Consider the following 21,401-nt stretch of genomic DNA (forward strand, 5'->3'; position numbering starts at 1 on the left):
CACACCCCCGCCCACCCCAATCGCTAGAATGACCGGCCCGCTCCGGAACCCCGCATGCTCGCCGACACCACCAAGGACGCCATCCGCGCCGCCTATGCGCGCCTGAAAGACGGCCTGCCCGGCTTCCGTCCGCGCGCCTCGCAGGGAAAGATGATCGCCGAGGTGGCCAAGGCGCTGGCCGGTGAAGGCGGCGTCGCCGCGATCGAGGCGCCCACCGGCACCGGCAAGTCGATGGCCTACCTGATCGCGGGCCACGAGGTGGCGCGCGCGCAGAAGAAGAAGCTGCTGATCGCCACCGCCACCGTGGCATTGCAGGAGCAGCTGGTGGAGCGCGACATCCCGCTCTACCTGCAGCTGTCCGGCCACGCGGCCAAGGTGGCCCTGGCCAAGGGCCGCGGCCGCTACCTGTGCCCGCGGAATCTTGCGATGGCGCGCAACAGCCTCGCCGGCCCGGCGCAATCGAGTCTCGGCTTCGACGCCGACCTCGCGCTGTGGAGCAGGCCGCCCGCCGAACGCGACAAGCAGGCGCTGTCCAAGCTTGCCCAGGCCTTCGACGACGGCGAGTGGAACGGCGACATGGACGCCGCGCCCGAGCCGGTGGGCGACCTGCTGCGCCCCATGCTCACCACCAGCGCCGGCGGCTGCACCAACCGCAAGTGCGGGCAGTTCATGATCTGCCCGTTCTTCGCCGCGCGCCGCGCGGTGGACGACGCCGACATCATCGTGGCGAACCAGGACTTGGTGCTGGCCGACCTCACCATGCCGGGCGAGGACGACGGCTGGGGCGGCGTGATCCTGCCGCGCCCGGACGAAACCCTGTACGTGTTCGACGAGGCCCACCACATCCCCGGCAAGGCGATCGACCGCGGCGCCTCCGACGTGCACATGGCCGTCGGCGTGCGCCAGCTGAGCCGGCTCGGCCGGCAGGTGCACGCGGCCTATTCGCTTACCGACAAGGAAAACCTCGGCAAGCTCACGCTGGACGCCGGCGACGCGAAGCTGCAGGAGCTGAGCGATTCGCTCGAAGCGCTGGAAAAGGAAATCCGCCTCGGCTGGCTGCCCGATCCCGCCGAAAGCGAGCCGATGTACCGCGGCTCGCTGGGCCGCCTGCCCGAGGCCTGGATCGGACACGCGCGCCTGCTCAGCCTGCAGACCGCCGAAGTGCAGCGCTGGCTCGCCGCGGTACGCCGCGCGGTGGTGGAGATGACCGACGGCGGCCCCACCCAGGAAGCGCTCTCGCGCGAGCTCGGCATGGCGCTGGAGCGCATCGGCAAGCAGGCCTCCTGCTGGCATGCCTGGGCCGCGGAGGATCCCGAGCAGGCGCCGCCGCTGGCGCGCTGGGTCACCCTCACCGGCGACCAGCAACTGATCTGCCACGCCTCGTCGGTATCCGCCGCGGGCCTGCTGCGCAACGTGCTGTGGGGCAACGCCAGCGGCGTGGTGCTGACTTCGGCCACGCTGAGCGCGGGCGGCAATTTCCGCGGCTACGCCGATGCCGTGGGCCTGCCCGACGACGCGGCCACGCTCAGCCTGCCTTCGCCCTTCGACCTCGCCGCGCAGGCCAGCCTCGAAGTGCCGGCCATGGACGCGCTGCCCGATGCGCGCGAGGAGCACGCGCAGGCGATCAGTGACTGGCTGGCCGACCACCTCGACTGGAACGCCGGCAACCTCGTGCTGTTCACCTCGCGCGCCAAGCTCGACCGCGTGCTGCAGCGCCTGCCGATCGACAAGGTGCGCAAGGTGCGCGCGCAGGGCTCGCTGGGCAAGACGCAGCTGATCGCCGAACACGTCAGCGACGTGGAAGCCGGCAAAGGCAGCACGCTGTTCGGCCTGGCCAGCTTCGGCGAAGGCCTCGACCTGCCCGGCAAGCTGTGCGAGACCGTGGTCATCACCCAGCTGCCGTTCGCCGTGCCCACCGACCCGGTCGGCGCCACCTACGCGGAATGGCTGGAGTCGCGCGGGCGCAATCCCTTCATCGAGGTGAGCATCCCCGAGGCCACGCGCCTGCTCACCCAGTACTGCGGACGATTGATCCGCAACGAGAGCGACAGTGGCCGCATCGTGCTGCTGGACCGGCGGGTGGTCACCAAGCGTTACGGCGCGGGCATGCTGCGCGCGTTGCCGCCGTTCCGGCGCGTGATCGAGAGGTAGCGCATGAGCATCGTCCGTCTCGCCGATTGCCCCGCGATGCCATGGAAGAACGGCCGCGGCCGCACCCGGGAATTGGCCGTCCATCCGTCCGGCGCTGGGATGGACGATTTCCTTTGGCGGGTGAGCCTCGCCGAGGTGGACAGCGCCGCACCGTTCTCCGCGTTTCCCGGCATCGATCGCGTGATCGCCCTGCTGGCCGGTGACGGCTTCACGATGACGCTGGACGATGGCCGCAGCCATGCGCTCACCACGCCGTGCGCACCGTTCGCCTTTCCCGGCGAAGCCGGCGTGGACGTGACGCTGGCTGGCGGCCCCAGCCACGATTTCAACCTGATGTTGCGCCGCGGTCGGGCGCGCGGCGGCATCGAGGCATGGCACGGCGCAGGTACGCGGCAAGCCGATGCCGGCATTGTGCTGGTGTATTGCGTGCGCGGGTGCCTCGACTGCGCCGATGGCAGCCTGCAGGCAGGCGACGCGTGGCGACCGCCGGCAGCGACCGGCGGGGCGATCATCCTGCATGCAGATGCACTGGCGCTGGCCGTGCGTGTCGAAATCCTTGCCTGAAGCTTGCCGCGAAAACGTCACGCGGGCGCCTATACTCGACCGGTCGCCTTCCCCGGAGTACCGCGATGTCCGTGCTGATCCTCGGTCTCGTGCTGTTTCTCGGCTCGCATTCGCTGCGCATCTTTGCTGATGGCTGGCGCAAGCGGCAGATCGCCCGCCTCGGCGAGAAGAAGTGGAAGCTCCTGTACTCGCTGACGGCGATCGTCGGTTTCGTGCTGATCTGCTGGGGCTTCGGGCTCGCGCGGCATGAACCCGTGCTGCTGTACACGCCGCCGGCGTGGCTGATGCGGCTCAACGCGCTGTTCACCCTGGTGGCCTTCGTGCTGCTCGCCGCGGCGCGGGTGCCGCGCAACGGCATCAAGGCGCGCCTGCACCATCCGCAGGTGCTGGCGGTGAAGACCTGGGCGTTCGGCCACCTGCTCGCCACCGGCATGCTGCACGACGTGGTGCTGTTCGGCGCCTTCCTGCTGTGGGCCGTGGCGCTGTTCGCCGCCTCACGCCGGCGCGATCGCCGCGAGGGCGCGGTCTATCCGCCCGGCACGCTCAAGGGCACCGTCATCACCGTCGTCGCCGGCGTGGTGGCCTGGGCGGTCTTCGCGCTCTGGCTGCACGCGCTGCTGATCGGCGTGAAGCCAGTGATGTGAGCGCCTGCAGGTATGCCGAAAGCCATCTGCGCAGCCGCCTGCAGATCGCGCTAGAGTGCATCCCTCTGCCCCCCCGTGAGGTCGTGCCATGGCCGCCTTCCTGCTCTGGCTGTTGCTGCTGGTGTTCTGCTGGCCGCTCGCGCTGCTGGCGCTGGTGCTGTATCCCATCGTGTGGCTGATCTGCCTGCCGCTGCGGCTGGTCGGCATCACCGTGGGCGCGGTATTCGCCTTCCTCGGTGCGCTGCTGATGCTGCCGGCCCGCGTGCTGCGCGGCCGCCCGGCCTGACGGCATGGGCGTGGACAAGCCCCACGCCCCCTCCTGCGAGCGCAACCGCGAACCCATCCTCGAGGTGTTGCGCCGGCACTTTGCCGATCGGCGGCGGGTGCTGGAGATCGGCAGCGGCACCGGCCAGCACGCCGTGCATTTCGCCGCTGCGCTGACCTGGCTGGACTGGCAATGTTCGGAGCGCGCTGAGAACTTGCCGGGCATCCACAGCTGGCTGGACGAGGCCTCGCTGCCGAACACGCCGCCGCCACTGGAACTCGACGTCGTTGGACCGTGGCCACGCGGCCCGTTCGACGCGATGTTCAGCGCCAACACCCTGCACATCATGGCCTGGCACGAGGTAGAGGCACTGTTCGCGCAACTGCAAGCCGTCACGGCCGACGACGCGCGACTGGTGATCTACGGTCCGTTCAATGACGGCGGCCACTACACCAGCGACAGCAATGCCGCGTTCGACCAGTGGTTGAAGGCGCGCGGCCCGCACATGGGCATCCGCGACACCGAAGCGGTGGACGGATTGGCCGCAGCCGTGGGCTTCACGCTGGTCGACGACGTGGCAATGCCGGCGAACAACCGCTGCCGCGTCTGGCAGCGCACCCGGCATCATTCAAACAGGTAGATTTTCCCGTTCGCCCTGGGCGTGGCGAAGCGGAGCGGAGTCGGAGGGCATGTACCTCGCACCCGATCCGGTCCGGATCAACAAGAGCCTGCGCGCCGACGCCAAGAGCCTGCCCCATATCTCCACCTGGCCCGCATCGGGAGCTGTTTGTGCGCAGGCCAAGGAAGAGCGAAGGCACGCGGGGAGGCGCCAGGGATGGCGCCGGCTTTGAGGAGCGAGGAGTGGACGTCCGTCCGCGACTGAGCGATGACGCCGGCATGCGGGCAAACAGACCCGACCCGCACGCGGGAAGAGTCCATGGATGGACTCGGCTTTCCTCGCTCCCCAAAGCCGAGCACATCCATGTGCTCTTTCCGCGTGGAGGAGCGAGGAAGGGTTGCCTTGCCGTGGCCGCCATGCGGCAGCGCGCGGCTTGACCTGCCAGCCAGGCAGGCGCTGCGCCACGCGCCACCACCTGACGGCCACGGCAAGGCAATGCGAGCCAGGTGGAGATATGGGGCAGGCTCTCGTGTACAAAGACGGCATGAAGGCAATCGACACGCTTACCCCCTGCCCCTGCGGCAATCCCGCCGGCTACGCCACCTGCTGCGGTCCACTGCACGACGGCAGCGCGGTGGCCACCAATGCCGCGCAACTGATGCGCTCGCGCTACAGCGCCTACGTGCTGAAGCGCGAGGATTACCTGCTGGCCACCTGGCACGCCGACACCCGTCCCGCTTCGCTGCGACTCGCCGCGCAGCAGCCTGCGCCGACCTGGCTGGGCCTGGACGTGGGCAACGAGCAACGCAGCGACGACGAACACGCCACGGTGGAATTCGTGGCCCGTTACCGCCTCGGCGGCGGCCGCGCGCAGCGCCAGCACGAGGTCAGCCGTTTCGTGCGCGAAGCGGGGCGCTGGTTTTACGTGGACGGAGAGCTGCTGCAGGACACCTAAAACCCCTGCACACCAGCCGCGTGCAACTGCGCCGCCAGCGCGCGCACGTCGGGATGCGCGAAAAACGCCGCGAGCTGACGTGCGCGTGATGCGCTGGTGCCGCGCCCACGCCAATCGTCTTCGCCCAATGCGGCCAGCGTGGCCCAGTCCTGGCCGGCGTCCACCGCGCCGTCGGGTGCGCCCAGTGCATGCAACCAGTCGCCGAACGGCTGCCCGCGCGCTTCGGCAAACGCTTGCGCGAGCGCCGCAGCCCGGTGCTCGCCCACATCCGGCACCGCGACGAGTTGCGCCGGCACGAGATCCAACCAGTCCAGCAGGCCATGGACCAGGCCAGCCTCCGTCAACGCCTGCCACGTGCCCGCATTGACACCCTGCAAGCGCAAACCTTGCTTGCCCCCCAGCCAGGCGAGCCGCGACTGGAATTGCGCCTCGCAACCGGGCGTGGATTGCCAGCAGGTGAGCGGGCCGTGACGCGCGGGGTCCGGCACATCCACCGCGACGCGTTGCGTCGCGCGCCACGCCACCGATTGCAGGCGCGGGATGGTCAATCCTGCCAGCGCGAGTTCCACCTGGTCGCCGGGATGGATGTCGAGTTCGCGCCAGCGCGCGAGCGAACCCACGCTCACGCGCTGCACGCGATGGTCGTCGAGCTGCACCGGTGCCAGTTCCAGCACCGGCGTGATGCGCCCGCTACGCCCCACGGGGAACGTCACCGCGCGCACTTCCGCCAGCGCGGTGGCGGCGGGGTATTTCCACGCCACCGCCCAGTCCGGCGGGCTGGCCTTCCACGTGTCGGCAGGCGGGCGATGGCCCTGGCGCAGCACCGTGCCGTCGGCGGCGAACGGCAGCGCGTGGCGATACCACTGCTCGCGCCAGCGCTGCACCTCGTCGATGCCGGACACCGGCTGCGTGAGCGCCGCGCTGTCGGCGAAGCCCATCGCGCGCAGGCCAGCGAGCCGCGCCGGCATGTCGGCCGGGCCGCTGGGCCAGTCCCACACGAACAGGTCGATCCTCGCGGCGGTGGCGGCATCCAGCACGTTGCGCGCCAAGGCGCCGGCCACCGCCGAACGCGCGTTGACGCCACCTGCCCCGGCCTGCACGTGGCCAGGCAGGCGCCACACCAGCTCGCCTTGCAGCACCACGCGCGACGGCGCGTCCGGCAGGCGCTTGGGAATCGCATCGATGGCCTGCGCCAGCGTCGTCCAGTCCGAGCCATGCAGGCCGTCGCCGCGACTGCTGGCTTGCCGCAAACGGCCGTCCAGATACAGCAGCGTCACCGCCACGCCGTCGGCCTTCGGCTGCACCCACAGGTCGCGATGGCCGCGCGCCTGCATCCATGCCTCCACCGCCGCGGCATCCGGCAGCTTGGCCAGGCCGGTTTGCGCCACCGGCGACACTACGCGGCCGCCGTCGTCCGCCAGGTGCACCAACGGCGCCGGCGCCTGTGCCGGGAAGCACCGCCGCCATGCCGCGAGCTGCTGCTCGGCCTGGTCATACACGGCATCGCTCACCGGCGAACGGCCTTCGACGCGATAGGCGTGGTTCCAGCCGTCCAGTCGCTCGCGCAGCGCCGCCATTTCCCCGCGCGCCCGCCCGGGCGGCCAGTCGGGACAATCGTCCGCATGCGCCACGCCGAAGGGGCACGCGACCAGCATCAGCAACAGGCAGGCCATGCGCATGCGTTCGCTCCAACCGTGACGGGAGCATGACGCTAGTTGCGGCGGCACGCGCCGTCAGCTGGCGACGCACGCCATGCGCCGTAGGCGCAGTGCCTCAGTCCGTGGCGGCGGCCACACCGATGCCCAACCGGCTTTCGCCAAGGAAGCGGCCCTCCGGTCCGAAGCGCCGCTCGACGATCACGCCGTTCCCATCGCGCGCCAGCGCCACCACCGTGCTGGCGCGCGTGCCGTACTGTTCGCCACGGATGAAGGCGCCGGACAGCCAGCGCTCGCGCTCCAGGCCCACGCCGGTGTCGGGCAACTCCGCGTCGGGCGCCTGCCGCTCGTCGGCGAGCGCGGCGAACAGCGGCGCGAAATCCTCGTCGTGGCCGGCGGCCAGCCATGCCTCCAGTTGCGCGATCAAGGCGCGCGTCTTCGGCCACGGCGTGTTGAAGTCCGCGTTCGACAGGCCGTGCACGCCGGGCGCCACCGCCTGCGCGCGCGGCTCGGGCCGGTTGCCGAGATAGAACGCGGCCTGCGCATCGAAGGTGAGCAGATTGAACGGACGATAGCCCGCCGCGGCGCCCAGCAGCGCCTGCGCATGCGCCGTCGCATCCGCACCGCCCGCGAGATAGTCGGTGGCGAGCAGGCCGCGCGACGCACCGTGCTGCGGATCGCGCGGGTCGCGCACGTTGGTGACCACGCAGCAACGCCCCGCATCGGTCACGCCCAGCCACGTGCCACCGGCCTCGAGGTCGCGGCCGGCGACGATGGGCGAGTCGTTCCAGCGCGCCAGTTCCGCGCTGGGCCGCGCGTGGAATTCGTCGCGATTGCCCGCCAGCACGAGCCGCCAGCGGGGGTGGGTTTGCCAGGCGAAGGCGATCAGGCACATGGGCGGCTCCATCTCGGTGCGAAGCGCTCATTATCGGATGATCCCGCCTGCGCATGCCGGGCAAAAGCGACCACGCGAACAGCGGGCGGCATCAGCCCTCGTGATGCGCTTTCAACCAGGCCACCACGCGTGCCCAGTGGTTGGATCGCGCATAACGCAGGAACTGGTGGTTCGTGTCGTCCATGCGCGAAAAATCGGTACCGGCCTGCAACAGGATCATGGCGACGTCCTCGTTCTGCGTACTGCCAAGAGCCGGCAGACCGTATTCGCCCGGCGTCGACGCACCCACGCCCGCATCCAGCATGTAGCGCACGAAACCCGCATCGTTCGCCGAGGCCGCGATATGCAGCAGCGTGCGGCCATTGGTTGCCTTCGCCTTGAGATCGCACCCTTGCGCGGCCAGCCATTGGGCGATGGCGAGGCCTTCCCAGGAGTCATCGTCGTAGGGTCTGGAAAGCAGCAGGGTCACGGGGGATTGCCTGCTGATTTTGCCCTCGACGTCCTTGAAGCTGAGCGATGGATGCGCTTGCGTGCCGGCAACGGCCCAGATCCGCTGTACCAGTGCCAACCTCCCGCCCTCGATCGCTTCGCGGAACGCGGCGTCGATCTTGTTCTGGTCGGGGCGGCCATCCGTCGTCAAGGCGCCCTCGGCAACCAGGGCGTCCACCAGCGCCTGGCTTCGATGGTTCCTCAACGCATCGTCGAGGACCGTACCGCCGCGTTGGCGAAGCCACGGCGCGTCGAATGCACTGCCATCCAGCGGCGCGCCGAGCTTCACCAGTTCGAGCATGGCGCCATCGTCACGCGAATCGCGATTCGCCATCGCGCGAGCCAGCAAATCCGCGCCGTCGCGCGAATCGAAACGGAACCCTTCGGCCTTGAGGCGCTCTAGGCTTTCCCGCGACAGATGCGTCCACATCGCGGAATGTGCAACCGCATCGACCTCATCCTCGAACTCGCTGACCGCGGCCGGCATGCCAGCCGACTGGCCGACGTAATCGTCGAGCCTGTGCACCTGCCCGCCCATGGTCAGGATCAATTCGTAGTCGGGGTTGTCGGTAATGCGCGCACGATAGCTCGAACGCAACGACCAGATGTCTTTCGCGCGCAGGCTGTCCACCAACTTCGCCACGTCCGCCGCCGGCACGTTGTATTCGTGCCGGCCGATGACATCGACGTATGCATCGCCTTGATACGCGACTCGACCGTCACCACGGATGTCCACCTGGTAACGCGGGCACGATCCGTAACAGCCGGAACGTCCCAAGGCGACATGCACCTCGACCAACGGCACGCCGGGCAGCGGCAGATGCCTCCCGGGCGACTCCTGTTCGGAAACCTGCTCGACAACGATGGCCGCAGTCGCCGAGCCATCCCTGACGAAGGGGGCATAGCGCCATCCAGCCAGCCCGTCGAGGAACGCCTGCCGCGCCGCATTCATGGGCAAGTCGTCGCCGAACTGGTCCTTCGTCGCGTAGCAGGCAACCCGTCCTGCTTCATCGACCCGGACGGCGAGCCGCCATCCCCACCCGGCCATCTTCGTGCCGTAGGGGTAGCTGATGACGGGCGCGGCAAATGACCGGTGCATCTTCACCTCGCTTGCATCAGGTGCATAGGCCAGCAACTGTTGCTGGCTGCATGGCGTCACCCCGGCGGCATGTGCCGATCCAAAGAAAAGCGCCAGAACCAGCATGCAGAGTCGAATCCGATTCATGACTCCCCCTTATGGACGATTGCACCACCTGTTTGGCGGCGACGCTCAATCTTCCACTCGCGCCGAACACAGCCTGCATCGGCAAGCGGAGTCGAAACGGCCCTCCGGCCTCGGAATTCCGGGCCCGTGCTCAGCACAAACGATGTGCAACTCAGCGCCGTTGCCACCACTGCCACAGCCAGTACACCGGCGCGCCCAGCGCGATGATCAGCAGGCTCATGCCCGCATCGTGCGGCGAGGAGATCGCGGTGGCGACGATCACGCCGGTCACGGTCAGCACGAACACCAGCGGCATCAGCGGGAACAGCGGCACGCGGTACGGCGCGGGTTCGTCCACGAACTTCCAGCGGTACCAGAACAGTGTGCCGATGCCGACGGCGTGGCCCAGCCACTCGCCCACCGCGGTGTAGTCCACCAGCTGGCCGAAGTTGCCCCACAGCACCAGCACCACCGTCCACGCGCCCAGCACCGCCAGCGCCACCTGCGGCGTGCGCGTGCGCGGATCGATGTAGCCTACCGCGCGGAACAGCATGCCGTCCGCGCCCATGGTCTGCATCACGCGCGCGCCGCCGGCGATCGCGATGCTGCAATAGCCGAAGGTGGAGCAGGCGATGCCGACCGCCATCACCTTCGCGCCGGCCTCGCCGAACAAGCGGCGCATCAGGTCGGCCGCGGGCGCGGAGCTGGCGGCCAGCCCCGCATGACCCAGGCCGGTGAGGTAGGCCACGTTCGCCAGCACGTAGGCCAGCACCACGCCCAGCATGCCGAGCAGCAGGGCGCGCGGCAGCGTGCGCTGCGGGTCGCGCACCTCGCCGGCGAGGTCGTTCAGATAATGGAAGCCGCCATAGGTGAACAGCACCGGCAGCAACGCGCCCACGAAGGCGCCGCCGGGCACCGGATGCACGGTATCCGTCGCCAGCACGCCGCCAAGATGGCCATGCGCCAGCACCAGGCCCACCGCCACCAGCATCGCGATCGCCGCCAGCTTCAGCACCGCGAAGATGTTCTGCATCATCGCGCCGGCGCGGATGCCAGTGAGGTTCACGCCCACGATGAACACGATCGCCGCCACGCCCACCGGCTTCACCCACGGCAACGGCAGGTCCAGCGCCTTGCAGAAGTAATCGGCGAAGGTGGTGGCCACCGCCGCCACGCTGCCCGGGTAGTTGATCAGCGCCATCGCCCAGCCGAACAGGAAGCCCGGCAACGAACCGAAGGCTTCGCGGATATAGAGGTAGATGCCGCCCGCGTAAGGTCGCCGCGAACCCAGCTCCGCGTAGCACAGCACGCCGGTGAGCGTGAGCAGGCCGCCCAGCACCCACACCGCCAGCAGCGGCAGGCCGGACGCCGTGCGCTCCGCCACCGTCGCCGGCGTGCGGAAGATGCCGGCGCCGATCACGCCGCCGACCACGATCATCGCGCCGTCCCACACGCCGAGCCGGCGCAGGTAGGCAGGGGAGTTGGTTTCGTTCGTCATCCGGCAACCTTGGCATGGCGGGCGTGGTTAGGCCAGTCCCCGGCGGCGACGGCGATGAAGAAAATCCACGCTCGCGTGTATACAGTCGGGAAGGCGGCCATCGGGCCCGCCGCGAGGGGATATCCATGAAACCCGAGATTCGATGCGCCGCCATCGGTGCGATGGCCCTGCTTGCACTCGCTGGCTGCCAAGGGCACGGTGCCAGTACGGCCATCAGCGACAAAGCAACACCCAACGTCACATTGCAGCTTTACACCGTACCGCCTGATCGCACCCAGTCGATACGCGACACCCTCATCAGCGCGGCGATATCCGGCGGTGCCAACATTACCGTCGCCGCGCCAGGCAAACTGTTGGTCGCTGCACCAGCAGACATGCAGGAATCGGTCGGTGGCGTCATCGAGACCTTGAGCAAAACGACAGCGCCAGCGGCAGCCCCAGCACAGGTGGTCACACACTTCTGGGTAATCGATGGCGAAACCGGCGCTGGCAATGACGACCCTGCCCTGAAGGATCTGGCCGGCAGCCTCGACTCGCTGAAGAAGGCCATGGGGCCGATGCACTTTCATCTCGACCAGGCAGCATCACTGGTCAGCAATGGCAACGATAAAAGCAAGCTGACCACCTCCGACGACCCAGCGCGTCAACGCGTCTACCTTCTCCGTGTCAATGCAATTGACGGCGGGACGGCGAAGCTGCAACTCGACTATCAAGATTCTTTCTCCAGCAACGGGCTCCGCGAGATCAATACGCAAATCGACGCCACGTTCGGCCAGTACATCGTGCTGGCGCAGGCACCCGGTGCCTGCCCGCAACCATCCACCAACACCTCAACCGCAAACTGCACCGACAAACTCGTGATGCGCCTGCTCGTGATGCGCGTGGATCGCCTGAACACCCAAGACTGAGCCCAGCGCATGACGCTGCGCGAGGACGCGCTTTACGCCAGCTATCGCCGGCTGGAACGGCCGCTGTACAACGTCCTGTATCGCCAGCTATGGCAGGCGCAGGATTGCCAGGACGTGATCCACGACGCCTTCCTGCGCGTATGGGAGCGCCGCACCGGCGTGGACGAGACCACGCTGGACGCCCTGCTCTGGACGACCGCGCTCAACCTTGCGCGCAACCGGCTGCGCTGGCGCAAGCTGTGGCGGCACGAGCCGCTGGACGAGACCGCGCCGCCGCCGGACGAAGGCGGCGCACCCACGGATTTCCTCGCCACGCGCCGCCTGCGCAAGGCATTGCGCGAATTGCCCAAGGTATCCCGCGATGTGTTGCTGCTCAGCGAATTCAGCGGCCTGCGCGGCGCGGAGATCGCCAGGGTGCTCGGCATCCCCGCCGGTACCGTGGCCTCACGCAAGCACCACGCCATGGAGCGGTTGAAGATCCTGCTCGGAGAACCCGACCATGCGTGAACTCGAACATCTGCTGCCCGAACTCACACCGCCGCCCGATGGCTTGCGACGCCTGCAACGCAGCCTGCATACGCGACACGTGCCGAAGCGCGCGCGCATCCGGCCCTGGCTCCCCGTGGCGACCGGCGCCTGTGCGCTGGCCCTGCTCGCGCTTGCCTGGCTGCCCGGCATGATCCAACGCCAACGTCGCGACGACGCGCTGACGCAGGCGCTGCTTCAAGCCGTGGCAATGCCGCCGTTGACCGATGGCATTCACGTCGATCACGGGGCCGCGCTTCTGCTGCACGGCGGACCGGCAGATACGCGTACCTATCTGATCGTCTCGTCTTCGACCGGCCACTGAACATCCATGCGCGATGCCGCTCATGCCATGGCTTGCGCAACCTGGCCGGCCGGCGCACCCTGTGCCGAGTCTCAGGGGGAAATCGAACGCCATGTCCCATCCCGCACCGCTGCTGCTAGCCACGGTTGGCGGCGTCATCGCCGGCCTCTGGGCATGGCAGCATTACCGCGCCGTGCAGTCCCTGCTGCAAGACTGGGCGCGCGCCAACAACCTGCTCATCCTGAGCAAGAGGCGTACTGGCATCCCGCCGCTGTCGCTGTGGTTCACCTCATCAAGGGCCCAGACCCTCTACCACGTGGAAGTACTGGACGAATCCACCCAGCGCATCCGCCGCGCCTGGATACGACTGGGCACGTTCTGGGGCTCGGTGGACGGCGATGCCATCGATGTGCGCTGGGACGACGAGGCGTAGGGCCTGTCCAATATCGCCACGTAGCCCACGCCAGATCCGCGGCTCAACGCCGCGCGCGGCGCAACACGCTTTCGACGAGGATGGCGAGCAGGCCCGCGGCAAGGACCGCCGCATTCCAGCCACCGCCAAGTTGCAGCAGCGGCAAGGCCAGCCACGCCAGCAGCAGCCACGCCACGATGGCCAGCGCGTAGCGGCCGTCGTCGACGAACAGGCCCCAGAGTTCGACCAGCAACCTGCGCAGCCAGCTCATCGGGCGATCTCCCGTGTCGTGCGCCGGCACCACGCCACGCACAGCGCGGCCGCCGCGAGGAAGGCGCACGCCAGCACGGGAATGGCGCCGTCCTCGCCCGGCCACGCGTAACCCATGCCCTCGCCGGCCCAGTACGTGCCGAACGCGCACAGCAGCACGCCCACCGCGAACTTCAGCGTGTTCTCCGGCACCCGCGCCAGCGGCCGGTGCAGCGCCACGCCCAGTGCCACCACCACCAGCAGTGCGGCCAGCGCACCGAGGCTGGCCGGCCACAGCAGGTCGGCGCGGCCGGCACCGATGGCGAGCACGATGAACACCACCTCGATGCCTTCGAGCACGGTGCTCTTGAACGCCACCACGAACGCGAGCCTGTCCAGGCCGGGGCGCGCACCACCCTGCCCGCCCAGCGCCTGTGTCTCGCGACGGTAGATCGCATCCTCGTCATGCAGGGCGAGCACGCCGGCCGCGCGCAGCACCGCCTTGCGCAGCCAGCGCATGCCGAACAGCAGCAACAGGGCGCCCACCACCAGTTGGAAACCGTGCAGGGGAACGCGGGCGAGCGCGTGGCCCAGCAGCGCGACCAGCAACAGCAGCACCAGCAAACCCGTGGCGCAGCCCGCCAGCGCGCTGCGCCAGCCACGCGTCACGCCCACCGCCAGCACCACGGTCAAGGCTTCCACGCACTCCACCAGCGAGGCGAGGAAGGAGGCCAGCACGGTGGCACCGGCATGGATCCAGTCAATCGGCACGGGGGCTCCGTCGCGCAGCGGGTTCAGGCACGCAGCATACGCCCGTGCGATTGACAGCCGTCCCCGCGCGACCGAAGAATATGCGCCATGCGTCGCCTGCGCGACGCTTCCCTGTTGCGTCGGCGATCCACGCCGCGCAGTCCGCGCCGAGGGGTGCTGCGACGGAGCCATCCGCCACGCTCGGCCCGCGATCTTCGAGACAAGGGCGCCCTCGACACAGAGGGTTCTCATGTCCATTCAGCTTGCCCTTGCCACCGACGCCGACCATCCGGGCATCCACCCCGACGACGCGCATTTCGCCGCCACGCTCGCGGGCCTCGGCGTGCACGCCACGCCCTGCGTGTGGAACGACCCCGCCGTGGACTGGTCGCGCCACGACGCCGTGCTGATCCGCACCGTCTGGGACTACTTCAAGCACCATGCGCAGTTCCTGCATTGGCTGGACCGGCTCGACGCGCTGGGCGTGCCCACCATCAACGACAGCCGCCTGCTGCGCTGGAACAGCGACAAGCGCTACCTGGCGCAGCTGGAAGCACTGGGCGTGCCGGCCATTCCCACCCGCTTCGTCGCGCACGCCGGGCTGGGCGCAGCCCTGGCCGCAGCCGAAGGCCGCGACATGGTGGTCAAGCCCAGCGTCAGCGGCGGCGCGTGGCGCACGGTGCGCGGCACCGTGGGCGATCCCGCCTTCGGGCAGGCCGTGCGGGAACTGCCGCCCGGCGATTACCTGCTGCAACCCTTCGTGCCGGCGGTGGTCGAGCAGGGCGAATGGTCGCTGCTGTTCTTCGGCGGCACGTTCAGCCACGCCGTCGTCAAGCGGCCGGCCCGGGGCGACTACCGCGTGCAGAACGAGCACGGCGGCCGCACCGAAGCCGCCGAACCGGAGACCGCCACGCTGGCTGCGGCCCGGCAGGTGCTGGCGACCTGCGCCAGCCTGGACCTGGGCGAGGCGGTGTACGCGCGGGTGGACGGCGTGGTCGCGGACGGCCGCTTCCTGCTGATGGAGCTGGAGCTGATCGAGCCGTCGCTGTTCCTTGCCGGGCGGCCCGATGCCGCCGAACGCCTGGCGCATCTCGTGGCCGCGCGGCTGGCGGCGCTGCGCCGCACGAACGCACCACGCACGCTGGAGCGCAGCTGATGGAAGTCCGTGCCGACGCGTTGCTGTTCTCCTACGGCACGCTGCAAAGCGAAGCGGTCCAGCTCGCCATCTTCGGCCGCCGCCTCGACGGCGTGCCCGACGCGCTGCCCGGCTATCGCCTCGAACAGCTGGCGATCCGCAACGCGCAGGTCGTCGCCACCAGTGGCGCCGCGCAGCATCCCATCGCGGTGCCCAGCGCGGATCCGGCGGACTTCGTGCGCGGCGTGGTGTTCCGCCTCACGCCACGGGAGCTGGCCCAGGCGGACGCCTACGAGGTGGACGACTACCGCCGCGCAGCCGTGGTGCTCGCCTCCGGCCTGCGGGCGTGGATGTACGTGCGCGCGGAGTGACGGTCCGCGCCGGTGCCGCCGGCGCGGCGGTATCGGCGCGTTCTAGAATCACGCGCACCCGCACTGCCCATCCCCGCCCCTTGCCCACGCCTTCCCGCAAGATCCTCCACGTCGACATGGACGCGTTCTACGCGTCGGTGGAGCAGCGCGACGACCCTGCGCTGCGTGGGCAACCGGTGGTGGTGGCGTGGAAGGGCGCGCGCTCGGTGGTCTGCGCTGCCAGCTACGAGGCGCGCAAGTTCGGCGTGCGCTCGGCGATGCCGGCGGTGCGTGCGGAGCGGCTGTGCCCGCAGGCGATCTTCGTGCCGCCGGACTTCGCGCGCTACAAGGCGGTGTCGCGGCAGGTGCGCGAGATCTTCGCGCGGCATACCGAGTTGGTCGAACCGCTGTCGCTGGACGAGGCCTACCTCGACGTCACCGCGACCAAGACCGGCCTGCCCTCGGCCACCGCCACCGCCGAGGCGATCCGCGCGGCGATCCGCGAGGAGACGCAGCTCACCGCTTCCGCCGGCGTGGCGCCGAACAAGTTCCTCGCCAAGATCGCCTCGGACTTCCGCAAGCCCGACGGCCTGTTCGTGGTGCGCCCGCGCGAGGTGCTGGATTTCCTCGCGCCGCTGCCGATCGGCCGCCTGCCCGGCGTGGGCAAGGTGATGGAAGGCAAGCTCGTCGCGCTGGGCCTGGCCACCGTGGGGGAGCTGCGCGCGTTCGCGGCGGAGGAACTGGAGCAACGCTTCGGCCGCTGGGGCCGGCGCCTGCACGAGCTGTCACTGGGCATCGACGAGCACCCGGTGACGCCCGACCGCCCCACCCTGCAGGTGTCCGCCGAGGACACCTTCGAGCACGACCTCACGCTGGACGAACTGGAGCCGCACATCCGCCGGCTCGCCGGAAAGACCTGGGCCGCGCACCAGCGCGAGGCCGACGATGGCCGCATCGCGCGCACCGTGGTGCTCAAGCTCAAAACCGCGGATTTCCACACGCTCACGCGCAGCCTCACGCCTGCACAGCGCCCGGCGTCCGGACACGAGCTGGCCGAGATCGCCTGCGCGCTGCGCGAGCGGGTGGAGCGCCCTGCCGACGCGCTCTATCGCCTCGTCGGCGTGGGCCTGGCCGGGTTCGTGGAAGCCGACCAGTATGTGGCGCAGTACGAACTGTTCGAGTGACGCCGGGGCCAGGTGGCGCGCAGCAGCTGCCTCGACGAAGTGCTAGGCATCGCGAAGAAGCCGGGCGACGCTTTGCGCAAGAACAGGATCCGGCAGAACGTATGGACCGCCCATTTGCGTGGGCTTGAGGCCAGGATGCTCGCGATAGATGGCGTTGGCGATGTCGAGCAGGCCTGCCATTGCGGCCCCGAACAGACGACGCTGCCGCTTGAATTCTTCGGGCGCGCAGTCGTGCCGGATGCTCGCCAGCTGGGCATCGAGAGCGGCGCTGAGCTTGCAGGCAAGGACGCTGGTGGACTCCGCCGACTGTAGATTCATGGTGCTACTGCTGCTTCCCCATGGCCAACGTTTGAGTCAAGCGGCGTGCGGTACGCGCTTCCACTTGGTCAGGCCCCATTCTTGCGGCTACGCCAAATCCAGCCGAACACGACACCACAGAGTCCGATCGACAGACCGGACACCAGCGGGTGCCAGCGTTGCTCCAGGCCCGCACCCAGCTGGATTGCGACGGCCAACGGAATGCCCAGCACGATTCCCGCGACAGCCCCGGGATTGGAACGGGTGCGGCCGAGCCTTGCAAGAAGCATGAGCACGAGCCCGGCCGCCAGCGAGCAGAGGAAGGCAAAGAAGACCTGTTGAATCATCGTGATGTCCCTATGGGGCTCCGACGCATCCCTGCCTCACGCCCGGATCCACCGCCACAGCTCGCCCCAGGTCGGCTTCTTGCCGTACATCAGGATGCCGGTGCGGTAGATGCGCCCGGCCAGCCACACGCAGGCCAGCAGGCCCACCACCATCAGGCCCAGCGACAGCGCCAGTTGCATTGGCGGCACCGCGGTCATCGACCAGCGCACCGGCATGGTGAACGGGGCGAACAGCGGGATGAAGGACATCGTGGTGCCCAGCGTGCCCGCGGGGTCGTTGATCAGGCCGAACATCGACATGAAGCCCACGAGGATGCTCATCGTGACGAAGACCGCGTATTGCTGGGCCTCCTGGATGGTGTTGCACATCGCGCCGATCGCCGCGTACAGCGAGCCGTAGATCAGGAAGCCCAGCGTGAAGTAGAGCAGGAACACCACCAGCAGCGCCGGCGGCATGCTGGGGATGACGAACTTGCCCGCGGCGTCCGCGCCCATGCCGAACGCGCCGGCCAGGTGCGGTCCCTGGCTGCCGAGCACGAAGGCCGTGCCCACCCAGATCCCCATCTGGGTCAGGCCGGCCAGCCCCACACCCAGCACCTTGCCCATCAGCATCTGGAACGGGGTGAGCGAGGAGGTGAGCACTTCCATGATGCGCGAGTTCTTTTCCTCGATCACCGAGACCAGGGTGCGGCTGCCGTAGGTGATGATGGCGATGTAGAGCAGGAAGCCCATCCCATAGGCCAGCGCGAACGAAGCCTCGCCACTTTGCCCGGTGAGCTTGCCGTCGGTGACCTTGGCGGTGTCCATGTCCGCCGGCGCCATCGCCTTGGTGACCAGCGCCTGGTCCACGCCGGCATGCGCCAGGCGCACGCCGGCCAGTGCCTTGGAAACTTCGCGCTGCAGCCGGTTCATGCCATCCGGCGAGCTGACGTTGTCGCCGTAGTAGTGCAGCTTGCCGCTGGCCAGGGTGTCGGCGTCGAGTACCAGCACGCCGTCCCAGCCGTCCTGCCCCTTGCCCTTCGCGAAGCCGGCCTTGGCGATCAGGCCGTCGCGCACCTGGCCGAGGCTGGCGGCGTCGGCGGGGAACAGCGTCGCCTCGTAGCGCGGCCTGGCCGCCTTGCCGTCGTCGAAGGTGGCGGCATCCAGCGCGGCCACCACCGGCTGGCCCAGGCCGCTGCCGGAGGCGTCCACCACCGCCACGCGGCTGCCGTGGTCGCCGCCGCTCATCAGCAGGACGGGCAGCACCGCCATCGCCAGCATGAACACCGGCAGCAGCAGGGTGGAGATCAGGAAGGCCCTGGTGCGCACGCGCTCCACGTACTCGCGGCGGATCACGGCAAAGGTCTTGTTCATGCGCTGGCTCCGGCGACGGCAGGCAAGGGAGTGGCATCGGGGTCGGCACCGACCTTGGCGACGAAGATGGCGTGCAGCGAAGGCTCCACCACCTCGAAGCGGCGCAGGCCCACGCCGGCGCCGACCAGCGCGGCGAGCAACTGCCCGGGATCGGCGCCGTCGGCCATCTTCAGCTCGGCGCTGGCGCCGTAGTCGTCCAGCCGCGCCACCAGGCGCGGGTCGGCGAGGATCGCATCGGCCTGGTGGCGGTCGTGGGCGAAGCCCAGCGCCACGTGGCGGCCGCCGAAGTCGGCCTTCACCTGCGCCACGGTGCCGTTCACCACCAGCTTGCCGCGCGCGATGATCGCCACGCGGTCGCACATGCGCTCGGCCTGCTCCATCACGTGGGTGGAGAACAGCACGGTGCGGCCGCCGGCGGCGATCTCCACCACGATGTCCTTCATCGCCTGCGCGTTGATCGGGTCGAGGCCGGAGAACGGCTCGTCCAGGATCACCAGCTCCGGCTCGTGCAGCAGCGAGCCGGCGAACTGCACCTTCTGCTGCATGCCCTTGGAGAGATCCTCCACCTTCTTCTGCGCCCAGCCGGCGATCTCGAGGCGCTCCAGCCACGCCTGCGCGCGCTGCCGCGCATCATTGCGCGCGATGCCCTTCACCTCGCCCAGGAACACCAGGTGGTCGAGCACCTTCATCTTCTTGTACAGGCCGCGCTCCTCGGGCAGGTAGCCGATGCGCGCCGACAGGTCGCGGCTGTTGCGGCCGTCGCCGAACAGCGCGATGCGCCCCTCGTCCGGCTGCAGGATGCTCATGATGAGGCGGATGGTGGTGGACTTGCCGGCGCCGTTGGGGCCGAGCAGGCCGTAGATGCCGCCGGACGGCACCTGCAACGACAGATCGCTCACCGCGGTATGGCCGGCGAACCGCTTGGTCACCGATTCGACGCTGACGCTGGGCGTGGACACGTGTGCTGCTCCCTGTTCGCGGGTCTCCCCGACCCGTCGCCGCCCAACTTAGCATGGCACCGGCGGAGAACCACCCTGCCCTTGGTCACGCTCGCCCGCGGCGTGGCGGGCAGGGGGCCGCGCGCCCATCCCGCGCGCGGCCCACGCGGGCATGCCGGCGATGCGGCGCTGCCCGCCCCGCAGCGGTTTCAGCCGAGCTTGCGCGACACCGCGAAGAACACCAGGTTGCCGAGGCCGGTGGCGCCTGCCAGCACGGCCACCAGGCCGGGTGTGATCTCCTGCCAGCCGAACCACTGGATCAGGCCGAAGCCCAGCGCCACCGACAGCAGCACGATGCCCCAGCGCAGCGAGGAATGGCGGCGGCGCAGCTCCTCGTCGCGCAGCACCGAGGCGACCAATTCGGCCGAACCGCCCGTGGCCACCATGCGTTTGCGCACCATCGCGTCCACGCAGACCTTGATCGCGTAGGCGATGCAGATGAACAGGCTGATCGGGATGAAGTCGCCGAAATTCATGGGGTTCTCCTTGGAAGCGTCGGCGGAATGCCTGGCTGTCGGAAGCATGGATACGGTCACCTGCGCGACGGTTGCAGCCAGCCACTTGCAACCGTCCCGGCGGTGCGCGTATCCCTTGCAGGATGGAAGGCAGCCCCGACAACCCGGACCTCGCCCTGGTCGACGCCGTATTGGCCAACCGGCCCGGCGCGTTCGAGCGCCTCGTGCGCGAGTACCAGGGCCTGTGCTGGCACATCATCCAGCGCATGGTGCGCAACCCCGAGGACGCGCGCGAGCTGTGCCAGGACACCTTCCTGCGTGTGCACCAGTGCCTGCACCAGTACCGCGGCGAGAGCGCGCTGAAATCCTGGATCGGCCGCGTGGCCTACACCATCGCCCTGCGCCACCTGCAGCACAAGCGCATCCCGCTGGTCGAACCGCAGGACGACGACGAAGGCAACGCGCTGCTGGAAAACATCGGCGACGGCTTCGACCTCGAAGCCGCCTGCGTGGGCGAGGAAACCCGGCGCCACCTGCACGAAGCCATCGACGCGCTGCCGCCCTTGCAGCGCACCGTGCTCACCCTGTACTACCTCGACGAACTGCCCATACCCGAGATCGCCCGCATCACCGGGCTGGCCGGGGGTACCATCAAGAGCCACTTGTTCCGCTCACGCCTGCGCCTGCGCGAGGCGCTGGAAAACCGGACAGGAGTTGCGGCATGAACCACGACATCCCTCCCTTCAACAACCCCGCGCAGGAGCGCGAATGGCAGGCGCAGGAGCGCGCGCTGCACGCGGAGCGCCTTGGCCTCGACCCCTCGAACGGCGACGAACGCGTGCGCCGTTACCGCATGCTGGCGCGTGCATTGCGCGAACCCGTGCCATCGGCATTGCCGGACGACTTCGCGCGGCAGATGGCGGCGCGGGTCGCCGCTGCGCCGGCCCGTGGCGGAGCCGATGATTCGCGCATCGAATTCGTGCTGATGGGCGCGCTCGTCGCCGCCCTGGCCGTGGCGGCCGGCGTGGTGGTTGCCGACTATGGCAGTGCCTGGCTGCCCGCGTTCCGCCAACTGCTGCCTGCATCCGGCGCACCCGCGACGAGCTGGATACTGGCGCTGGGCAGTTGCCTGGGCGTGTCGTGGCTGCTGGGGTTGTGGCAAAAGCCGAGGCACGCCGCGACCGGCTGAGCGCCG

The 21,401-nt window shown here is 69.2% G+C and carries 27 protein-coding genes and 1 riboswitch; of the genes, 16 read left to right on the forward strand and 11 right to left on the reverse strand.

What is annotated here, in order from left to right; genetic code table 11:
- Positions 1–54 precede the first annotated feature (54 nt).
- The 7 genes from dinG to IHE47_RS15105 all read left to right on the forward strand — a co-directional run bounded on the left by dinG (position 55) and on the right by IHE47_RS15105 (position 5,198).
- Positions 55–2,151: an ATP-dependent DNA helicase DinG gene (gene dinG, locus IHE47_RS15075; RefSeq protein WP_192107346.1), complete on the forward strand. Its 2,097-nt coding sequence runs from the start codon at positions 55–57 to the stop codon at positions 2,149–2,151.
- A gap of 3 nt (positions 2,152–2,154) precedes the next feature.
- Entirely contained in the window at positions 2,155–2,715 is a 561-nt protein-coding gene (locus tag IHE47_RS15080; protein WP_192107348.1) for a HutD family protein, read from the forward strand.
- 65 nt (positions 2,716–2,780) lie between these two features.
- On the forward strand, positions 2,781–3,359 hold the full coding sequence (locus IHE47_RS15085; protein ID WP_192107350.1) for an NnrU family protein: 579 nt from the start codon (positions 2,781–2,783) through the stop codon (positions 3,357–3,359).
- Between the two features lie 88 nt (positions 3,360–3,447).
- Positions 3,448–3,645, forward strand: coding sequence for a hypothetical protein (locus IHE47_RS15090; protein ID WP_192107352.1), 198 nt, complete (start codon positions 3,448–3,450; stop codon positions 3,643–3,645).
- Positions 3,646–3,649: 4 nt separating this feature from the next.
- Complete coding sequence (locus IHE47_RS15095) at positions 3,650–4,264, forward strand: DUF938 domain-containing protein (RefSeq protein WP_192107354.1); 615 nt, start codon at positions 3,650–3,652, stop codon at positions 4,262–4,264.
- A 49-nt stretch (positions 4,265–4,313) separates the two neighbouring features.
- Entirely contained in the window at positions 4,314–4,475 is a 162-nt protein-coding gene (locus IHE47_RS15100) for a hypothetical protein (RefSeq protein WP_192107356.1), read from the forward strand.
- Between the two features lie 312 nt (positions 4,476–4,787).
- A complete protein-coding gene (locus tag IHE47_RS15105) occupies positions 4,788–5,198 on the forward strand; it encodes a YchJ family metal-binding protein (RefSeq protein WP_192107358.1) in 411 nt (136 codons plus the stop codon).
- Here the strand turns inward: IHE47_RS15105 and ligB are convergent.
- From ligB to IHE47_RS15125, 4 genes are all read right to left on the reverse strand, one after another.
- Positions 5,195–6,877 carry an NAD-dependent DNA ligase LigB gene (ligB, locus tag IHE47_RS15110; RefSeq protein ID WP_192107359.1) on the reverse strand — a complete coding sequence of 561 codons (1,683 nt, stop codon included), beginning with the start codon at positions 6,875–6,877 and terminating at the stop codon, positions 5,195–5,197. The two genes, IHE47_RS15105 and ligB, sit on opposite strands and share 4 nt — an antisense overlap.
- Positions 6,878–6,971: 94 nt before the next feature.
- Entirely contained in the window at positions 6,972–7,748 is a 777-nt protein-coding gene (locus IHE47_RS15115) for an NRDE family protein (RefSeq protein ID WP_192107361.1), read from the reverse strand.
- 91 nt (positions 7,749–7,839) lie between these two features.
- Positions 7,840–9,441 (reverse strand): ankyrin repeat domain-containing protein, encoded by a 1,602-nt coding sequence (locus IHE47_RS15120; RefSeq protein WP_192107364.1) that lies wholly within the window; start codon positions 9,439–9,441, stop codon positions 7,840–7,842.
- Between the two features lie 172 nt (positions 9,442–9,613).
- Complete coding sequence (locus tag IHE47_RS15125; protein ID WP_192107366.1) at positions 9,614–10,939, reverse strand: amino acid permease; 1,326 nt, start codon at positions 10,937–10,939, stop codon at positions 9,614–9,616.
- Between the two features lie 125 nt (positions 10,940–11,064).
- Between IHE47_RS15125 and IHE47_RS15130 the strand changes: the two genes are divergently transcribed.
- From IHE47_RS15130 to IHE47_RS15145, 4 genes are all read left to right on the forward strand, one after another.
- On the forward strand, positions 11,065–11,847 hold the full coding sequence (locus IHE47_RS15130) for a hypothetical protein (protein ID WP_192107367.1): 783 nt from the start codon (positions 11,065–11,067) through the stop codon (positions 11,845–11,847).
- 9 nt (positions 11,848–11,856) lie between these two features.
- On the forward strand, positions 11,857–12,354 hold the full coding sequence (locus tag IHE47_RS15135; RefSeq protein ID WP_192107369.1) for an RNA polymerase sigma factor: 498 nt from the start codon (positions 11,857–11,859) through the stop codon (positions 12,352–12,354).
- The gene (locus IHE47_RS15140; RefSeq protein WP_192107371.1) at positions 12,347–12,697 is read left to right on the forward strand and encodes a hypothetical protein; all 351 of its coding nucleotides are present in this window, start codon (positions 12,347–12,349) and stop codon (positions 12,695–12,697) included. The genes IHE47_RS15135 and IHE47_RS15140 overlap by 8 nt, the downstream gene beginning before the upstream one ends.
- 91 nt (positions 12,698–12,788) lie before the next feature.
- Complete coding sequence (locus tag IHE47_RS15145; protein ID WP_192107373.1) at positions 12,789–13,109, forward strand: hypothetical protein; 321 nt, start codon at positions 12,789–12,791, stop codon at positions 13,107–13,109.
- Between the two features lie 43 nt (positions 13,110–13,152).
- On the opposite strand, the gene IHE47_RS15150 is transcribed toward IHE47_RS15145, so the two are convergent.
- Together IHE47_RS15150 and IHE47_RS15155 are read right to left on the reverse strand one after the other, a co-directional pair.
- On the reverse strand, positions 13,153–13,359 hold the full coding sequence (locus IHE47_RS15150) for a hypothetical protein (protein ID WP_192107375.1): 207 nt from the start codon (positions 13,357–13,359) through the stop codon (positions 13,153–13,155).
- Positions 13,356–14,108: a hypothetical protein gene (locus IHE47_RS15155; RefSeq protein ID WP_225561991.1), complete on the reverse strand. Its 753-nt coding sequence runs from the start codon at positions 14,106–14,108 to the stop codon at positions 13,356–13,358. The genes IHE47_RS15150 and IHE47_RS15155 overlap by 4 nt, the downstream gene beginning before the upstream one ends.
- Before the next feature lie 142 nt (positions 14,109–14,250).
- Positions 14,251–14,326, forward strand: a riboswitch (S-adenosyl-L-homocysteine riboswitch).
- 11 nt (positions 14,327–14,337) lie between these two features.
- On the opposite strand from IHE47_RS15155, the gene IHE47_RS15160 reads away from it, so the two are divergent.
- From IHE47_RS15160 to dinB, 3 genes are all read left to right on the forward strand, one after another.
- The gene (locus IHE47_RS15160) at positions 14,338–15,243 is read left to right on the forward strand and encodes a hypothetical protein (RefSeq protein ID WP_192107377.1); all 906 of its coding nucleotides are present in this window, start codon (positions 14,338–14,340) and stop codon (positions 15,241–15,243) included.
- Complete coding sequence (locus tag IHE47_RS15165; RefSeq protein ID WP_192107379.1) at positions 15,243–15,593, forward strand: gamma-glutamylcyclotransferase family protein; 351 nt, start codon at positions 15,243–15,245, stop codon at positions 15,591–15,593. Before IHE47_RS15160 ends, IHE47_RS15165 begins: the two co-directional genes overlap by 1 nt.
- Before the next feature lie 80 nt (positions 15,594–15,673).
- Complete coding sequence (dinB, locus tag IHE47_RS15170) at positions 15,674–16,756, forward strand: DNA polymerase IV (RefSeq protein WP_192107384.1); 1,083 nt, start codon at positions 15,674–15,676, stop codon at positions 16,754–16,756.
- Positions 16,757–16,798: 42 nt separating this feature from the next.
- Here the strand turns inward: dinB and IHE47_RS15175 are convergent, their stop codons facing one another.
- The 5 genes from IHE47_RS15175 to IHE47_RS15195 all read right to left on the reverse strand — a co-directional run bounded on the left by IHE47_RS15175 (position 16,799) and on the right by IHE47_RS15195 (position 20,227).
- On the reverse strand, positions 16,799–17,074 hold the full coding sequence (locus IHE47_RS15175) for a hypothetical protein (protein ID WP_192107386.1): 276 nt from the start codon (positions 17,072–17,074) through the stop codon (positions 16,799–16,801).
- A 68-nt stretch (positions 17,075–17,142) separates the two neighbouring features.
- The gene (locus IHE47_RS15180; protein WP_192107388.1) at positions 17,143–17,400 is read right to left on the reverse strand and encodes a hypothetical protein; all 258 of its coding nucleotides are present in this window, start codon (positions 17,398–17,400) and stop codon (positions 17,143–17,145) included.
- A 36-nt stretch (positions 17,401–17,436) separates the two neighbouring features.
- Complete coding sequence (locus IHE47_RS15185; RefSeq protein ID WP_192107389.1) at positions 17,437–18,753, reverse strand: ABC transporter permease; 1,317 nt, start codon at positions 18,751–18,753, stop codon at positions 17,437–17,439.
- The gene (locus IHE47_RS15190; RefSeq protein ID WP_192107391.1) at positions 18,750–19,712 is read right to left on the reverse strand and encodes an ATP-binding cassette domain-containing protein; all 963 of its coding nucleotides are present in this window, start codon (positions 19,710–19,712) and stop codon (positions 18,750–18,752) included. Before IHE47_RS15190 ends, IHE47_RS15185 begins: the two co-directional genes overlap by 4 nt.
- A 188-nt stretch (positions 19,713–19,900) precedes the next feature.
- Positions 19,901–20,227 carry a DUF6249 domain-containing protein gene (locus IHE47_RS15195; protein ID WP_192107392.1) on the reverse strand — a complete coding sequence of 109 codons (327 nt, stop codon included), beginning with the start codon at positions 20,225–20,227 and terminating at the stop codon, positions 19,901–19,903.
- A gap of 122 nt (positions 20,228–20,349) precedes the next feature.
- On the opposite strand from IHE47_RS15195, the gene IHE47_RS15200 reads away from it, so the two are divergent.
- On the forward strand, positions 20,350–20,931 hold the full coding sequence (locus IHE47_RS15200) for a sigma-70 family RNA polymerase sigma factor (RefSeq protein WP_192107394.1): 582 nt from the start codon (positions 20,350–20,352) through the stop codon (positions 20,929–20,931).
- On the forward strand, positions 20,928–21,395 hold the full coding sequence (locus IHE47_RS15205) for a hypothetical protein (protein WP_192107396.1): 468 nt from the start codon (positions 20,928–20,930) through the stop codon (positions 21,393–21,395). Before IHE47_RS15200 ends, IHE47_RS15205 begins: the two co-directional genes overlap by 4 nt.
- The last annotated feature ends 6 nt before the right edge of the window (positions 21,396–21,401 follow it).

Origin of the sequence: Rhodanobacter sp. DHB23 (assembly GCF_014842975.1) — a bacterium.
Classification (GTDB): domain Bacteria; phylum Pseudomonadota; class Gammaproteobacteria; order Xanthomonadales; family Rhodanobacteraceae; genus Rhodanobacter_A.

Excerpts from the sequence above, each read along its gene's own strand:
- dinG (WP_192107346.1), top strand. The coding sequence starts at position 55 with ATGCTCGCCGACACCACCAAGGACGCCATCCGCGCCGCCTATGCGCGC.
- IHE47_RS15080 (WP_192107348.1), top strand. The coding sequence starts at position 2,155 with ATGAGCATCGTCCGTCTCGCCGATTGCCCCGCGATGCCATGGAAGAAC.
- IHE47_RS15085 (WP_192107350.1), top strand. The coding sequence starts at position 2,781 with ATGTCCGTGCTGATCCTCGGTCTCGTGCTGTTTCTCGGCTCGCATTCG.
- IHE47_RS15090 (WP_192107352.1), top strand. The coding sequence starts at position 3,448 with ATGGCCGCCTTCCTGCTCTGGCTGTTGCTGCTGGTGTTCTGCTGGCCG.
- IHE47_RS15095 (WP_192107354.1), top strand. The coding sequence starts at position 3,650 with ATGGGCGTGGACAAGCCCCACGCCCCCTCCTGCGAGCGCAACCGCGAA.
- IHE47_RS15100 (WP_192107356.1), top strand. The coding sequence starts at position 4,314 with ATGTACCTCGCACCCGATCCGGTCCGGATCAACAAGAGCCTGCGCGCC.
- IHE47_RS15105 (WP_192107358.1), top strand. The coding sequence starts at position 4,788 with ATGAAGGCAATCGACACGCTTACCCCCTGCCCCTGCGGCAATCCCGCC.
- ligB (WP_192107359.1), bottom strand. The coding sequence starts at position 6,877 with ATGCGCATGGCCTGCCTGTTGCTGATGCTGGTCGCGTGCCCCTTCGGC.
- IHE47_RS15115 (WP_192107361.1), bottom strand. The coding sequence starts at position 7,748 with ATGTGCCTGATCGCCTTCGCCTGGCAAACCCACCCCCGCTGGCGGCTC.
- IHE47_RS15120 (WP_192107364.1), bottom strand. The coding sequence starts at position 9,441 with ATGCTGGTTCTGGCGCTTTTCTTTGGATCGGCACATGCCGCCGGGGTG.
- IHE47_RS15125 (WP_192107366.1), bottom strand. The coding sequence starts at position 10,939 with ATGACGAACGAAACCAACTCCCCTGCCTACCTGCGCCGGCTCGGCGTG.
- IHE47_RS15130 (WP_192107367.1), top strand. The coding sequence starts at position 11,065 with ATGAAACCCGAGATTCGATGCGCCGCCATCGGTGCGATGGCCCTGCTT.
- IHE47_RS15135 (WP_192107369.1), top strand. The coding sequence starts at position 11,857 with ATGACGCTGCGCGAGGACGCGCTTTACGCCAGCTATCGCCGGCTGGAA.
- IHE47_RS15140 (WP_192107371.1), top strand. The coding sequence starts at position 12,347 with ATGCGTGAACTCGAACATCTGCTGCCCGAACTCACACCGCCGCCCGAT.
- IHE47_RS15145 (WP_192107373.1), top strand. The coding sequence starts at position 12,789 with ATGTCCCATCCCGCACCGCTGCTGCTAGCCACGGTTGGCGGCGTCATC.
- IHE47_RS15150 (WP_192107375.1), bottom strand. The coding sequence starts at position 13,359 with ATGAGCTGGCTGCGCAGGTTGCTGGTCGAACTCTGGGGCCTGTTCGTC.
- IHE47_RS15160 (WP_192107377.1), top strand. The coding sequence starts at position 14,338 with ATGTCCATTCAGCTTGCCCTTGCCACCGACGCCGACCATCCGGGCATC.
- IHE47_RS15165 (WP_192107379.1), top strand. The coding sequence starts at position 15,243 with ATGGAAGTCCGTGCCGACGCGTTGCTGTTCTCCTACGGCACGCTGCAA.
- IHE47_RS15175 (WP_192107386.1), bottom strand. The coding sequence starts at position 17,074 with ATGAATCTACAGTCGGCGGAGTCCACCAGCGTCCTTGCCTGCAAGCTC.
- IHE47_RS15180 (WP_192107388.1), bottom strand. The coding sequence starts at position 17,400 with ATGATTCAACAGGTCTTCTTTGCCTTCCTCTGCTCGCTGGCGGCCGGG.
- IHE47_RS15185 (WP_192107389.1), bottom strand. The coding sequence starts at position 18,753 with ATGAACAAGACCTTTGCCGTGATCCGCCGCGAGTACGTGGAGCGCGTG.
- IHE47_RS15195 (WP_192107392.1), bottom strand. The coding sequence starts at position 20,227 with ATGAATTTCGGCGACTTCATCCCGATCAGCCTGTTCATCTGCATCGCC.
- IHE47_RS15200 (WP_192107394.1), top strand. The coding sequence starts at position 20,350 with ATGGAAGGCAGCCCCGACAACCCGGACCTCGCCCTGGTCGACGCCGTA.
- IHE47_RS15205 (WP_192107396.1), top strand. The coding sequence starts at position 20,928 with ATGAACCACGACATCCCTCCCTTCAACAACCCCGCGCAGGAGCGCGAA.